Genomic DNA, 14,148 nt, shown 5'->3' on the forward strand with positions numbered 1-14,148 from the left:
AGTATTTTGGAGCTGATCTGATCTACGGCTCACTGAAGAGGAAAGGGTTCGCCTGCCGGGGGCGACACGGCGGTGGGGGCGCACAACCCCACCCGTGCGGAGCAACGCACGCCCCGGCGCACACAGCGCGCGTTCGGGCGTGCGGCGGTGGTGCACGATCGGCCAATCGCTGCACACGCCTTCACACCGACAGGTGTGACGCGCAACACTCGCAGGCGCACATGAGCGTCGCCGTCCAGGGCCCCCGGGCCCGCGGAAGTGAGGTCACGTCATGTCCGTGCAAGACGATCTGGCATCGGTTCAGCGCTGTCTCGACGATCTGTCGCGGTCCGTGAGCCGCCTGGAGCAGCACCTGGGCACCCGCGGGCTGGAGATGCGCCGCGTCCGCGCCGACGCCGACCACCTGCGCGAGAGCGTCGCACTGCTGCGCGAGGCGGCCTCCACCCCGGCCACGCAGAAGCGCCCCGACCTCGTCACCATCCCCGACACCCCCTACGACGACTCCCTGTGGATCGACACGGACGACGAGGGTCTCGGCGCCCGTGACCGCCGTGCCCCCTGAACCGCCCGGAGTCCCGAGCCGACCGGAGTCATGAATTGGCCACTGGTACGGAACCCCATCCCGGCAGCGGCGGCGTACGCACCGGTACGCGCGCCGCGATCGACGCCCCGCATCTGCGCACCGACCGGTGGTGGCTGGCCCCCGCGGCCACCGCCGCCGGCCTGCTGGCCTTCGTCGTGTACTCGACGTGGCGGGCCTTCGCGGACGCGGACTACTACGCGGCGCCCTATGTCTCGCCGTTCTACTCGCCCTGCCTGGCCGAGCGCTGCGAGCCCATGCACGCCGGCCCGAACTGGGAGATCTTCGGCGGCTGGTGGGGCATCTCCCCCGCGATCATCATCCTGATCTTCCCGCTCGGCTTCCGCCTGACCTGCTACTACTACCGCAAGGCCTACTACCGGGGCTTCTGGGCCTCCCCGCCGGCCTGCGCGGTGGCCGAGCCGCACCGGACGTACACCGGCGAGACCCGCTTCCCGCTGATCCTGCAGAACATCCACCGGTACTTCTTCTACGCGGCGATCCTCGTCGCCGGGATCCTGACCTACGACACCGTGCTCGCCTTCCGCGACGAGCACCACGCGTGGGGCCACATGGGCCTCGGCACCCTCGTCTTCCTGATCAACATCGTCCTGATCTGGGCGTACACCATTTCCTGCCACTCCTGCCGGCACATCGTCGGCGGCAAGCTCAAACACTTCTCCCGGCATCCCGTGCGCTACCGGATGTGGCAGTGGGTGGGGAAGCTGAACGCCCGGCACATGCAGCTCGCCTGGGCGTCGCTGGTGAGCGTGGCGCTCGCCGACTTCTACGTCTATCTCGTCGCGTCCGGCGTCTTCGACGATCCGCGCTTCTTCTAGATGAGTGGGGCCTTGTGATGTCCGTGGTCGACCGGCAGGAGTGGGACGTCGTCGTGGTCGGGGCCGGTGGCGCCGGCCTGCGCGCCGCCATCGAGGCGCGCGAGCGGGGCGCCCGTACGGCCGTGATCTGCAAGTCGCTGTTCGGCAAGGCGCACACGGTGATGGCCGAGGGCGGCATCGCGGCGGCGATGGCCAACGTCAACGAGCACGACAACTGGCAGGTCCACTTCCGCGACACCATGCGCGGCGGCAAGTTCCTCAACCAGTGGCGGATGGCCGAGCTGCACGCGCAGGAGGCCCCGGACCGGGTGTGGGAGCTGGAGACCTGGGGCGCCCTGTTCGACCGCACGAAGGACGGCCGGATCTCCCAGCGCAACTTCGGCGGCCACGAGTACCCGCGTCTCGCGCACGTCGGCGACCGCACGGGCCTGGAGCTGATCCGCACCCTCCAGCAGAAGATCGTCGCCCTCCAGCAGCAGGACCACAAGGAGACCGGTGACTACGAGTCCGGGCTGAAGATCTTCCAGGAGTGCACGGTCACCCGGATCCTCAAGACCGTGCCGGCCAGCGGCTCCGCCGCGGGGGCGGGCCGGGTCTCCGGGGTCTTCGCCTACGACCGCGAGACCGGCCGTTTCTTCGTCCTCGAGGCCCCCGCCGTGGTGATCGCGACCGGCGGCATCGGCAAGTCCTTCAAGGTGACGTCGAACTCGTGGGAGTACACGGGCGACGGCCACGCCCTCGCCCTGCTCGCCGGGGCGCCCCTGCTGAACATGGAGTTCGTGCAGTTCCACCCGACGGGCATGGTCTGGCCGCCGTCGGTGAAGGGCATCCTCGTCACCGAGTCCGTGCGCGGCGACGGCGGGGTGCTCAGGAACTCCGAGGGCAAGCGGTTCATGTTCGACTACGTCCCGGACGTCTTCAAGGAGAAGTACGCCCAGTCCGAGGACGAGGCCGACCGCTGGTACGAGGACCCCGACAACAACCGGCGTCCACCGGAGCTGCTGCCGCGCGACGAGGTCGCCCGCGCCATCAACGCCGAGGTCAAGGCGGACCGGGGCTCCCCGCACGGCGGTGTCTTCCTCGACGTGTCCACGCGGATGCCCGCCGAGGTCATCAAGCGCCGGCTGCCCTCCATGTACCACCAGTTCAAGGAGCTGGCGGACGTCGACATCACGGCCGAGGCGATGGAGGTCGGGCCGACCTGCCACTACGTGATGGGCGGCATCGCCGTCGACTCCGACACGGCCGCCGCGCGCGGGGTGCCGGGGCTGTACGCGGCCGGCGAGGTGGCCGGCGGCATGCACGGCTCGAACCGGCTCGGCGGCAACTCCCTCTCCGACCTGCTGGTCTTCGGCCGCCGGGCGGGCTGGCACGCGGCCGAGTACGCGGCGGGGCTGGCCCACGAGCGCCCGGTGGTGGACGACGTCCAGGTCGACCTGGCCGCCGCGGAGGCGCTGCGCCCCTTCTCGGCGGAGGGCGAGGAACCGGCGGGGGCCCAGCCGGAGAACCCGTACACCCTCCACCAGGAACTCCAGCAGACCATGAACGACCTGGTCGGCATCATCCGCCGCGAGAGCGAGATGGCCCAGGCCCTGAAGAAGCTCGCGGACCTGCGCGTACGGGCCCGGCGGGCCGGGGTGGAGGGCCACCGCCAGTTCAACCCCGGCTGGCATCTCGCCCTGGACCTGCGCAACATGCTGCTGGTCAGCGAGTGTGTGGCGCGGGCCGCGCTGGAACGCACCGAGTCGCGCGGCGGCCACACCCGCGAGGACCATCCGTCGATGGACCGCGCCTGGCGCAACGTGAACCTGCTGTGCCGGCTGACCGATCCGACGGGCGCCCTGGCGGCCACCGACCCGACGCACGGCCAGATCACCCTCGCCCGCGAGACCACCGACCCCATCCGCCCCGACCTGCTCGCCCTCTTCGAGAAGGAGGAGCTGGTCAAGTACCTCGCCGAAGAGGAGCTCTACGAGTGAGCAGCTACGAGGCCCGCTTCAAGGTGTGGCGGGGTGACGCGGACGGCGGCGGCCTGGAGGACTTCGAGGTCGAGGTCAACGACGGCGAGGTGGTGCTGGACATCATCCACCGGCTCCAGGCCACCCAGACCCCCGACCTCGCCGTCCGCTGGAACTGCAAGGCCGGCAAGTGCGGTTCCTGCTCCGCGGAGATCAACGGCCGGCCCCGGCTGATGTGCATGACCCGTATGTCGGTGTTCGAGCGGGACGAGACGATCACCGTCACTCCCCTGCGCGCCTTCCCGGTGATCCGCGACCTGGTGACCGACGTCGGCTTCAACTACCAGAAGGCGAGGGAGGTCCCGGCGTTCGTCCCGCCCGAGGGGGTGGGCCCCGGCGAGTACCGCATGTTCCAGGAGGACGTGGACCGGCCGCAGGAGTTCCGCAAGTGCATCGAGTGCTTCCTGTGCCAGGACACCTGCCATGTCGTCCGCGACCACGAGGAGAACAAGCGGGCCTTCGCCGGCCCCCGCTTCCTGATGCGGGTCGCGGAGCTGGACATGCATCCGCTGGACGCGGCGGAGGAGACCGGCCTGGACCGCAAGCGCACGGCCCAGGACGAGCACGGCCTCGGCTACTGCAACATCACCAAGTGCTGCACGGAGGTCTGCCCCGAGGGGATCAGAATCACGGACAACGCGCTGATCCCCCTGAAGGAACGGGCCGTGGACCGCAAGTACGACCCGATCGTGTGGCTCGGGAACAGGATCCGCCGCCGGACCTCGTCGGGCTGAGACCGGATCGGGTCGCCGGTGCCGTGGCGCCCGCTGGGCAGGCCCGGGGCTTCAGTCCCGGGTCGCTGACCGCACCCAGCCCTCCCGGTACGCCGTCCAGTCCTCCTCCGTCGCCGCGAAGTCCACGTAGGCGGCGACGCCGAAGTTGGCACGGTCGGCGTCCGTGCGGGACAGGCCGAGGCGGACGCCGCGGACGGCGGCGGAGACGGTCTCGGCGTGCTCCCAGTGGCCGAACCCCTTCTGGTGGTAGAAGGGCAGGCCCATCAGCAGGTCGGTGCTCTCCGGGGTGACCTCCAGGGCCAGCGAGGTCTGCTGGGCGACATAGCCGCCGTAGGTGCTCTCCAGCGGCTGCATGGTGTCGTACGACATGAGGGCGATCTGGTCGACGCGGCGGGCGACCTGCCCGAAGAACTCCTGCGACCACCACTTCGGGTGGCCGGTGACGGCGCCCCGGGCGGAGTGCAGGCCCGGGAGCGGGTCGATCTGGTGGGCGGCGACGGAGAGCGGGACGTCCTGGGCCGCGGTGACGCGGTGCAGGTCGTCGAGGAGCGTGAGGTAGTTCCGGTCGTCGGAGTGCAGGGGCTCCAGGTCGAAGTGGACGCCGTCGAAGCCGGTGGCGAGGATCTCGCGGGTCGACCGCACGACGGCGGCGCGGGTCCGCGCGCGCTCCAGCCGCATGCCGTGCGATCCCTCACTGGCGAGCACGTCACCGAGCCAGGCCTGGACCCGGACACCGGGAGCCTCTCGGTGGACGGCGGCTATGAACCACCGCGCGTTGGCGTAGGCCGACTCGGGGAGCGTGCCGTCGTGCTCCAGGGGTCCGGCGTGGACGTACAGGTCGCGGATGCCGGTGTCCTTCAGGCGGTCGGCCAACGCGGTGACGTCCGCGTCCTTCTTGCGCCCGTCGACCCAGGCGTGCCCGAGCCAGAGAGCGTCCTTGCCTCGGGTGTGGGTGCCGTCGGCCGGGTCGCCCATGTAGTTGATCCGCAGGGCGGTGAGGGCGGCCAGGACGGGGAGGAGCAGGGCGAGGACGAGACCGAGGGCGGTGCGCCGGGCCCGGCGGACCCAGGGCCGGCGCCCGGTCCCCGGCTCCGGTACGCCCCGCTCCCCCTCGGCGCCCTCGGAGGACTCGCTTCCCGCATCCCGCTCCGGCGCCTGCTCCTCTTCCCTTCCCGGCTTCTTCTCCGACTCCCTCTCCTTCTCCGTCTCCTTCTCCGTCTCCGTCTCCGTCTCCGTCTCCTTCTCCGACTCCGTGTCCGTCCCTGTCTCTGGCCCCGTCCCGCCGGAACGTTCCATCGCGCTCCCCCTTCTCATCGGCGTACCCCCACCCACCTCACCCCGCTCGCGTGCCCGCATTACTCCTCATACGCTCCCAAATGTGACGTCTTCCTTGATACGGGGCCGGCCCCGGCGTCCTGCCTCGCACACAGCCGTGCGGGTGGCGCATGCCCTGTTGGGCGGTGCGGCCGGGGTCGGGTGGCTGCTGTTGCCAGGGACGACGATCAGTACGGATGTTCCGGTTGCGATCAAGGCCGATACCCCGGTCGCCGCCGCCGAGTCGCAGGACGAGAAGACGTCGCCCACGGACCTGGCCCTGCCGGTCGTCGTGATGGCCGCGGCGGGCACACTCGCCGGGTACGCCTACATACGACGCACCCGTCGGGCCAGGGACCGCACGACCCCCGGCGGCGCTCCCGTCACGCCGGCCGCCCCGCCCCTCACCGACCTCGACGCCCAGTCCCGGGCCCTGCTGACCGAGGCCGACAACTGGATCCGCACCAGTCGCGAGGAACTGACCTTCGCCGAGGCCCGCCACGGAGCCGAGGCCGTCGCTCCCTTCGCCCGGGCCCTGCGCGACGCGGAGAGCGAACTCTCCGCCGCCTTCCGCATACGACGGCGCTACGACGCCGGCGTCCCGGCGGACCAGCCGTCCCGACGGCACGCGCTCGCCGGCATCGTGGGCCGCTGCCACGAGGCGGGCAGCCGCCTGGACGCGCAGGCACCCGCCTTCGACCAACTCCGCGCTCTGGAACGGGAGGCCGGCGACGCCGTGCGGATCGCGGAGACACGCTTCCGGGAGCTGACCGCCCGCACTCCGGTCACGGAGGCGACCGTCACCGGCCTCACCCGGCGGTACGCCCCCTCCGCCACCGCCCCGGTCACCGGATACGTCGAAGAAGCGAAGAACCGTCTGGTCCTCGCCACGACCCACCTCAACCACTCCCGTCAGGCCGGCGACGCGGACGACACCGACCGCGCGGTGCACAGCCTCCGTGCCGCCGAGAGCGCCGTGGCCCAGGCCGACGTGTTCCTCACCGCGGTCGACCGGCTCGCCGGGGACCTGAGGACGGCGGCCGGGCTGGTGCCGGCGGCGCTGACCGGGGCGGAGACGGAACTGGCGGTGGTGAGGGAGGTGCTCGCGGGTGCGCCGAGGCAGCCGGACGCCGCCGCGCCGAACCTCCCCGAGGGCGAGCTGCGGGCGCGGCTCGGCCACGCCGACACCGTCCTGACCGCCGTACGACGCGCGCTGACCGGTGGGCAGCGCGACGACCCGCTCGACCTCCTGCGCCGGATCGTCGAGGCGGTCGCACCGATCGCCGCCGGACGGACCGGCGTCCTCGCGGCGGCTGCCCTGCTCACGGCACGCGGCGCGATCGCCGGCGCGGACGGCTTCGTGCAGACGCACCGGGCGGTGGTGGGCGCCGAGGCGCGCACCCTGCTGGCGGCGGCCCGGGACACACTGCAGGCGGAACCCACCCGGCCGGACACCGTGGCGGAGGGGCCGGCCCCGACATCCGCCACCCTCACGGGCCGGATGCACGCCGACACCCTGGCCCGCCGGGCACGGGAACTCGCCGAACAGGACGTGCGCCTGCACGGAAACCCGGCCCTGGACCCCGCCCCCGCGAACAGCTTCGGCGGCCCCCGCACGGCGGCCCGCCGCGACCGTCCGCAGCCGTCGGGGAGCTGAGCCCCGGGCCCTCGTCCCCTCGTCTCAGAACAGACTCAGCAGCGCCTCGGCCGGGTCCGTGAGCCCCGTCTCCCCGTCCGGGAGCGGCAGTTCGAACCACACCGTCTTCCCGCGTCCGGTCCGCCGCGAGCCCCAGGCCGCGGAGAGCAGGCCGACCAGTTGCAGGCCCCGGCCGCCCTCGTCGGTGTCCCGGGCCCGGCGACGGCGAGGCTGGACCAGACCCGCGTCCCAGACCTCGCACACCAGCGTCCGGTCGAGCAGCAGCCGCAGCCTGATCTCGCCCTCGCCGTAGCGCAGCGCGTTCGTCACCAGCTCGCTGACGAGCAGTTCGGCCGTGTCGACGAGCGGTTCCATGTCCCAGCTGAGGAGCTGACCGCGGGCGTACTCGCGGGCGCGGCCCACGCTGCGCGGCTCGCGCGGCAGGGTCCAGTCGCCGACGGACTCGGCGGGCAGGCCCTGTACACGTGCCATCAGCAGCGCGATGTCGTCCTCGCCGTGGTGGGTGTCGAGGGTGTTGAGGACGTGGTCGCAGACGTCCTCCAGGTTTCGATGGGTGTCGGCGCGTGCCGCCGCCGTCGAGGAGTGGTGGTCGGGTGACGGGTGGGAGGGGTCGGTGAGCGCTCCGACGAACGCCTGCAGGCCCTCGTCGAGCGGATGGTCGCGGGATTCGACCAGTCCATCCGTGTAGAGCGCGAGCAGCGCGCCCTCGGGGAGTTCGACCTCGACCTCCTCGAAGGGCTCCCCGCCGACGCCGAGCGGCATGCCCGGCGGCACGTCGAGCATCAGGGCCGGCTCGCCGGGTTCGACGAGGACCGGCGGCAGATGACCGGCGTTGGCGAAGGTGCACCGGCGCGTCACGGAGTCGTACACCGCGTACACGCACGTCGCCAGGTAGACCTCGGAGAGGTCGGCCTCGCGGGGGCGGCGGGCGGCCCGGGTGGCCTGCTGGACCCCGCCGGGCGTGCCGAGTCCCCGGGCGATCTCGTCCAACGCGGACAGCACCTCGGCCGGTTCGAGGTCCAGGAGCGCCAAGGTGCGCACCGCCGTGCGGAGTTCGCCCATGGCCACGGCCGCGCGCAGGCCGCGGCCCATGACGTCGCCCACCACCAACGCCGTACGGTGGCCGGGCAGTTCGATCACGTCGAACCAGTCGCCGCCGACCTCGCTGGGGCGTCCGGTGGAGGCGTTCCCGGGCAGGTAGCGGCAGGCGATGTCCAGGCCGGAGGCCACGGGGTCGCCCGGCGGCAACAGCGACCGCTGCAGTATCAACGCCCGTTCGTGCTCACGCCGGTACAGCCGCGCGTTGTCGATGCAGACGGCGGCCCGCGCCGCCAACTCCACCGCCAGATCCCGGTCCCGGTCCCCGAACGGCTCGCTGCCCTTCGTCCGCGAGAACTGCGCGAGGCCTACGACGGTGTCGTGGGCGACCATCGGAATGGCGAGCGTGGACTGCACGAGCCCGCCGTCCTCGCCGGGGATGGACTGCGGGCGGGCGGTGCGCAGGGCGTCCGCGCAGGGCGAGTTGAACGGGAAGTGGTGGACCGCGCCGACCGCGACGGGCGCGCCGGTGCCGGCGAAGGGGGCGTCGGAGACCGCCGACGCGAAGGCCACGCGGCGCAGTTCGGCGCTGCCGTCGGCGAGCCCGGGCGGGGTCTCGTCGCCGACGAGGAGGCCCTGGTAGAGGTCGACGGTGGCCAGGTCGCAGAAGCCGGGCACGACGACGTCGAGGAGTTCGCGCGCCGTCGTCTCCAGGTCCAGGGAGTTCCCTATGCGGGCGCCCGCCTCGTTCAGAAGGGCGAGATTGCGCCGTGCGGCGGCGGCCTCGCGGGCGGCGGCGCGGCGAGCCGTGTTGTCGATGCCGAGCCAGGCGACGCCGATCGGGCGGCCCGAACCGCTGTTCACGCGGTAGAGGTTGATCGACCAGTGGCGGCGCTCGTCGGAGCCGGGCACGAAGCCCGTGACGTGCATGTCCGTGATGGAGTCGCCCGTCTGCAGCACCCGGCGCAGGATCGCGCTGACCCGCTCGGCCTCGGACCGGGGCAGGTAGTCGTGCACGCCCTTGCCGCGGTGGTCGTCGGGGGTGCCCCCGAAGACGGAGGCGAACCGCTCGTTGGCGCGGCGGACCCGCAACTCGGGGTCGATCAGCAGGAATCCGAACGGAGACTGACCGAATATCGCCTGCGATGCGGCGAGATCGGTCTCGATGCTGCGCAGCGTGCGGACGTCGACGACGATGCACACGGCGGCCTTCTCGCCCTCCTGAGTGCGCGTCGGCATGACGTACACCTCGGCGAGGCCCTCCTCACCGCGCCGGCCGTCGGCGGTGTCCGGCATCCGGAAGGGGACCACACCGGTCCACTCCCGCCCGTCGAGGATCTCGGCCATCTTGCGCTGGCCGCGCTCGCGCAGATCCGGGTCGATGAACGCGTCGATGGGGTCCATCCCGACGGCCCGCTCGGCGGAGATGCCGAGGATCTGCTCGGCGCGCAGGCTCCACTGGTCGACCAGCCCGTCGGCGCCGATGGAGAACGAGGCGACCTTGATGTAGTCGTAGATGGAGCCGGGCGGACTGCTCTGCCACAGGGCGTCTCCGGTCGGCACCTCACCCTCGCCCTCACCCAGGATGTGCCCGGCCTCGTCCGCGAGCGCACCCGCGGCCGCAGCCCTCGCGCCGTCCGACGGGTCCTCGGACTCCGTGGCCTTCGCTGGTATCTCGCTCACGCGAACCGTCCCCTCCAGCTCACCGCGCCCGGCATCGGTCACCGGGGGCGGCTGCCCGCAGTATCCAGCACTACGGCGCCGCGCGGCACGGTGTTCACGATCACAGCACGGTCCAGGCGTTTTCCGGACCGATCCGTGACAACACTTCCAGTCTTCTAACCAGCGGACACGTCGTCGAACCACACCTTCCGGCACGGGTCTGCGGACAGTCCCGCCGACGGGCGTGCATCCTGGTCCCTCAGCCTCCCAGACCTGGTCGCCGGCTACAGCGAATCCGACAACAGCGGTTCCCACGACGGCGAATCGCCAACCGCTCCCGCTTCGGTGACGCCGACTCAGCCGGGCACCGTCAGTTCGAACCACACCGTCTTGCCGGAGTTCCCGGGCCGGGTGCCCCAGCGGCGCGCGGAGGAGGCCACCAGTTGCAGTCCGCGGCCGCTCTCGTCCAGGGGCAGGGCGACGCGTTCGCGGGGCGGGTCGGGCAGCGGGTCGGAGACCTCCACCAGCAGCACGCCCTCCAGACCCGCGGGGCGGACCAGGCGGACGCCGATGGGACCGGTGGCGTGCCGGAGGGCGTTCGTCACCAGCTCGCTGACCAGCAGGGCCGCGATGTCGCCGAGGCTGTCCAGCTCCCAGCCGCGCAGCTGCCCCCGCACCGCGCTCCGGGCGGTACGCACCGCGCCGGGGTCCGCGGGGAACGTCCACTCGGCGCAGTCGCCTTCGGTGTCGCTCACGCCGATCACTTCCCAGGCCAGCGACGTACACCCATGACCGGTTTCGTGGGGTTAATGGGCACATACCCGATATACCGGGGCCAGTACCGCGTGAGAGCGCGCGCTGTGGCACCACGGCGCAGACGCCGACGGCGCTCAGGGAAGGGGATCCGGTGCCGCCCGGTGAAAGGGAACTTGGTGCCGCTCAAAGAGGGAACCGCGCCGCTCAGGAAAGGGCGGTCAGCGCGCCCTCGTCCTCAGTCGCGCGATCGTCTCCCGTACGGCGGGCACGTCCTGGTCGAGCCAGTCCACGTCCCAGATCTGCTCCGGGGTGAGCCAGCGCAGGGCGTCGTGGTCCTCCAGGGGAGCGGCCGGCGGGGAGCCGGGGCGCAGACGGGCGGTCCAGACGTGCAGGACGTGGGGGGATTTCAGGGGCCACTCCCCCGGGACGCGCTCGACGGCCTCGGCGTCGACGCCGAGCTCCTCGCGCAGTTCGCGCACGAGGGCGTCCTCGGGCCGCTCGCCCGGCTCGACCTTGCCGCCGGGCAGTTCCCAGCGCCCGGCGAGCTCGGGGGGCGCGCTGCGGCGCGCGGCGAGCAGGCGGTCGCCGTCGAGCAGGGCGGCGGCGACCACCACGATCCGTTCCGTCATGCGCCGGAGCCTACGGGAGTGCCGGGGAGGTCAGTTCCGGGAGGCGTCTCCGTTCTGCCCGATGCGTTCGACCCAGTAGAGCTGCTTGTGTCCGCGGTGGTCGAGGCTGTCCGCGATCTTCTGGGCTTCGGCGCGTGTCGCGTACCGGCCGACGCGGTAGCGATTGCCGTTGTCGTCCTGCCGTATGACGAGCCAGGGCAGAGAGATGGTGCTGTCGTTCATCGCGTCCCGTGCCCCCTTCTCGTCCCGGCCCGCCCGGATCCCGTCCGCGGCGCGCTCCGCGCCCCGCCCTCCAAGGAAACCGCAATCCGCATATGCCCGAGCGTACGCCTAACCTTTACGCAGCGAATACGGCTTTTCACAAACAGGTACGCAACCAGCCAAGACGGAGGGGGCGCACGAGACCGAACGCGCCGTGCGCGGGGCACGACGCCTCCGGTCGGCGCGTTGCCGGACATCTGGCGGGCGACCTGCGGGAACGACGGGATTCGACCGGATTCCGACGGCGCGCGAGCGGCCTCGCGGAGGGCGGTTTCCGGAGGCAACTGCCGGAAGGGTGTGCGCTGTCTCACTCCATGCGCTACCTCACCGACGACCGCCCCACACCTCAGCGACCGTCCGAACCGCAACCATTGGACGGGCGGACACGACTCCCGCGGGCGGCTCGGGCGTACGCAGCCGGCGTGCGACTCCCGCCGGGCGCCGGGTCGGCGAGCGGGAACTCCGGCTACCTCACCGGCAGGTGGTACGCGACCCGGTACCGGTCCGCCGGGATCACCACGTCCGCGGTCTCCACGGGGCGGCCGGACGCGTAGTACGTGCGCTGGACGACGAGGACGACATGGCCGGGGACTCCGCCCAGGGTGAGCAGTTCCTCGGCGAGGCCGGGGCGGGCGCCGACCTCCTCGGTGACGTTGTCGACGATGACGTCGATGGCGCGCATGCGCTCGACGACGCCCATGCCGCCGAGGGGGCCCTCCTCGGGGAGCATGACGGGGGTGCGGCCGGTGAGGGCGAGGGGCTCCCAGGAGGTGGAGAGCATCATCGCCTCGCCGGCCTCCCGGAAGACGTACTTCGTGCGCATCACGCGGTCGCCGGGCTGGATGCCGAGCCGCTCGGCGACGGACCGGCTCGCGTCGGTCTGCTCGCTGCTGGACTCCCAGGTCCCGCGCGCGCGGGCGTCGGCCTGCTCCTGGCGGAACGGGGTGGCGCCGCCGGTCGGGCGGTAGCCGGAGCGGGCGATCCGGCGCGGCTCCGGCCGCTCGCGCACGTACGTCCCCGACCCGGAGCGTCCCTCGACCAGGCCCTCCGCCATCAGCACCTTGCGCGCCTCGAGGGCGACGGTGTCCGACACGCCGTACTCCTCGCGGATTCTGGCCTGGGAGGGGAGGCGGGTGTGGGGTGGCAGCGAGCCGTCGACGATCTTCTTGCGGAGATCACCCGCGACGCGCAGGTACGCCGGCTGCTCACCGAATGTCACTGGCCGCTCCCATCAGGTTGTACAGACAGCAACAGCCTGGCAACCGTGGGTTGAGCCATGCAAGCAAAGGCCAGAGAACCACTCGATGTGATGACTTCTCCCGGGGAGAGGCTTTACCCAGGCACTTTCTCCCCGGTATGGACACGATCACACATCGAGACCGCCCGCGTCCTTGGAGCTGCCCCCGCTCTCCGGGTCCTCGTCGTACGTGGGCGGGGTGGTGGCCAGGCCCAGAGCCTCGCGTGCGGTGACGGTGCTGTCGCCGTCGACGTAGTCGTAGGCGTTGTCGTAGTGCTCGTAGAAGGCGTCCACGTCGGAGGCGTCCGCCGCCTTCGCCCACTCCTTGCCGGCGTCCTTCATGTCCTTCACCAGGCCGGCGACGGCCTGGCGGGCGCCGGCGGACCAGGTGTGCCCGCTCAGCGCGTCGGCCTGCTCGCCGGTCACGTCCCCGGTCTTGCCGGCCCAGGTCCGGTTGGCCTCCAGGTCCTCCTCGGCGTAGTCCTCGGGCTCCTCGTAGAGCACCTGGTCGACGGCGTCCATCGCCTTCAGGAAGGCCAGCTGGTCGGCGTCGAGGGTGGTCTCGTCGGCGCGCAGCGAGCCGGTGAGGGTGCCGCGCTCGTCGGTGTGGGCGAAGACGCAGGTGATCTCACGGTCGCCCCAGCTCCAGCTCTCCCGGGTGGGCGTGAGGTAGTAGACGTCGACCTCGTCGGTCAGCGCCCAGGGGTCCATCGCGTAACTGTCCCGGAGCTCCCAGCACTTGGCCTCGGCGGTGTCGGTGACGCGGTCGTCGCCCGGGTAGCTGCCGCCGGACAGCGGGACGGTGCCGAAGACCTCGCCGTCGTGCTCACCGGAGCAGGACACCTTGTCGACGTCGTAGACGTCCTTGTCGAAGGTCGCGCCGGGCACGTCGAAGCACTCGCCCTTGGCGAGCGAGAGGCTGGAGTTGCCGCTCGCGCCCTCCTTGAAGCCCTCCCAGGCGGCGGACAGGCCACCCGTCGCGATCGCCAGCACCCACAGCGCGAGCCCCACGGAGGACAGCACCGCGCCGCCGATCGCCATCCCCTTGCCGCGCTCCCCGCGCCTGCGGATCTGCACCAGCGCGACGATCCCGAGGATCAGCCCCACGGCCGGCAGGAAGCACAGCACTCCGAGGACGAGGGCGGCGATGGCGACCCCGTTGACCGGCGCGGGCCGGTTCTGCAGGGGGATGAAACCCTGTCCCCAGCCCGGGTACGGCGGCCCTCCGTACGGTCCCTGCGGCGGCCCCTGAGGCACTCCCTGAGATGTGCCCTGGGGAGGGGGAGCGTACGGGCTCTGCGGCTGCTGCGGAGGCTGGTACGGGTCCTGGGGCTGCTGCGGCCCGGGAGGCGGGGGTATGGACACGAGTACCGTGCTCCTGGATCAGACGGTCGGGGAACTGACGTACGACTGGGCGCATGGT

General features: G+C 71.9%; 12 protein-coding genes. 5 read left to right on the forward strand and 7 right to left on the reverse strand.

All coding sequences use genetic code 11. From position 1 onward, the window contains the following. Positions 1 to 271: 271 nt before the first annotated feature. From ACPT94_RS05705 to ACPT94_RS05720, 4 genes are read left to right on the forward strand one after another with little or no spacing between them, the layout of a single operon-like run. On the forward strand, positions 272 to 562 hold the full coding sequence (locus ACPT94_RS05705; protein WP_360336226.1) for a hypothetical protein: 291 nt from the start codon (positions 272 to 274) through the stop codon (positions 560 to 562). 35 nt (positions 563 to 597) lie between these two features. Next, on the forward strand, positions 598 to 1,419 hold the full coding sequence (locus ACPT94_RS05710; protein WP_360336228.1) for a hypothetical protein: 822 nt from the start codon (positions 598 to 600) through the stop codon (positions 1,417 to 1,419). A 17-nt stretch (positions 1,420 to 1,436) separates the two neighbouring features. After that, positions 1,437 to 3,398, forward strand: coding sequence for a fumarate reductase/succinate dehydrogenase flavoprotein subunit (locus ACPT94_RS05715; RefSeq protein ID WP_425245259.1), 1,962 nt, complete (start codon positions 1,437 to 1,439; stop codon positions 3,396 to 3,398). After that, on the forward strand, positions 3,395 to 4,171 hold the full coding sequence (locus tag ACPT94_RS05720; protein WP_425245260.1) for a succinate dehydrogenase/fumarate reductase iron-sulfur subunit: 777 nt from the start codon (positions 3,395 to 3,397) through the stop codon (positions 4,169 to 4,171). Before ACPT94_RS05715 ends, ACPT94_RS05720 begins: the two co-directional genes overlap by 4 nt. Before the next feature lie 51 nt (positions 4,172 to 4,222). Here the strand turns inward: ACPT94_RS05720 and ACPT94_RS05725 are convergent, their stop codons facing one another. Next, positions 4,223 to 5,467: a glycoside hydrolase family 18 protein gene (locus tag ACPT94_RS05725; protein WP_425245261.1), complete on the reverse strand. Its 1,245-nt coding sequence runs from the start codon at positions 5,465 to 5,467 to the stop codon at positions 4,223 to 4,225. 142 nt (positions 5,468 to 5,609) lie between these two features. Here ACPT94_RS05725 and ACPT94_RS05730 point away from each other — a divergent pair, with 142 nt between their 5' ends. Further along, the gene (locus ACPT94_RS05730; RefSeq protein WP_425245262.1) at positions 5,610 to 7,142 is read left to right on the forward strand and encodes a hypothetical protein; all 1,533 of its coding nucleotides are present in this window, start codon (positions 5,610 to 5,612) and stop codon (positions 7,140 to 7,142) included. A 24-nt stretch (positions 7,143 to 7,166) separates the two neighbouring features. Here the strand turns inward: ACPT94_RS05730 and ACPT94_RS05735 are convergent, their stop codons facing one another. From ACPT94_RS05735 to ACPT94_RS05760, 6 genes are all read right to left on the reverse strand, one after another. Continuing rightward, positions 7,167 to 9,863, reverse strand: coding sequence for a SpoIIE family protein phosphatase (locus ACPT94_RS05735; RefSeq protein WP_425245263.1), 2,697 nt, complete (start codon positions 9,861 to 9,863; stop codon positions 7,167 to 7,169). A gap of 335 nt (positions 9,864 to 10,198) precedes the next feature. Further along, complete coding sequence (locus ACPT94_RS05740) at positions 10,199 to 10,606, reverse strand: ATP-binding protein (protein WP_360336239.1); 408 nt, start codon at positions 10,604 to 10,606, stop codon at positions 10,199 to 10,201. Between the two features lie 210 nt (positions 10,607 to 10,816). Further along, positions 10,817 to 11,227, reverse strand: coding sequence for a (deoxy)nucleoside triphosphate pyrophosphohydrolase (locus tag ACPT94_RS05745; RefSeq protein WP_360336241.1), 411 nt, complete (start codon positions 11,225 to 11,227; stop codon positions 10,817 to 10,819). 30 nt (positions 11,228 to 11,257) lie between these two features. Next, a complete protein-coding gene (locus tag ACPT94_RS05750; RefSeq protein WP_189934137.1) occupies positions 11,258 to 11,449 on the reverse strand; it encodes an SPOR domain-containing protein in 192 nt (63 codons plus the stop codon). Between the two features lie 505 nt (positions 11,450 to 11,954). Beyond that, the gene (locus tag ACPT94_RS05755) at positions 11,955 to 12,707 is read right to left on the reverse strand and encodes a GntR family transcriptional regulator (protein ID WP_360336243.1); all 753 of its coding nucleotides are present in this window, start codon (positions 12,705 to 12,707) and stop codon (positions 11,955 to 11,957) included. A gap of 147 nt (positions 12,708 to 12,854) precedes the next feature. Further along, positions 12,855 to 13,982, reverse strand: a complete 1,128-nt coding sequence (locus ACPT94_RS05760) for a DUF4190 domain-containing protein (RefSeq protein WP_425245264.1) — start codon at positions 13,980 to 13,982, stop codon at positions 12,855 to 12,857. Positions 13,983 to 14,148 lie beyond the last annotated feature (166 nt).

Source organism: Streptomyces aurantiaciflavus, assembly GCF_049808595.1.
Taxonomy (GTDB): Bacteria; Actinomycetota; Actinomycetes; order Streptomycetales; family Streptomycetaceae; genus Streptomyces.

What these genes read in the sequence shown, in the direction of transcription:
- ACPT94_RS05705 (WP_360336226.1), top strand. Translation starts at nt 272, where the DNA reads ATGTCCGTGCAAGACGATCTGGCATCGGTTCAGCGCTGTCTCGACGAT.
- ACPT94_RS05715 (WP_425245259.1), top strand. Translation starts at nt 1,437, where the DNA reads ATGTCCGTGGTCGACCGGCAGGAGTGGGACGTCGTCGTGGTCGGGGCC.
- ACPT94_RS05725 (WP_425245261.1), bottom strand. Translation starts at nt 5,467, where the DNA reads ATGGAACGTTCCGGCGGGACGGGGCCAGAGACAGGGACGGACACGGAG.
- ACPT94_RS05745 (WP_360336241.1), bottom strand. Translation starts at nt 11,227, where the DNA reads ATGACGGAACGGATCGTGGTGGTCGCCGCCGCCCTGCTCGACGGCGAC.
- ACPT94_RS05750 (WP_189934137.1), bottom strand. Translation starts at nt 11,449, where the DNA reads ATGAACGACAGCACCATCTCTCTGCCCTGGCTCGTCATACGGCAGGAC.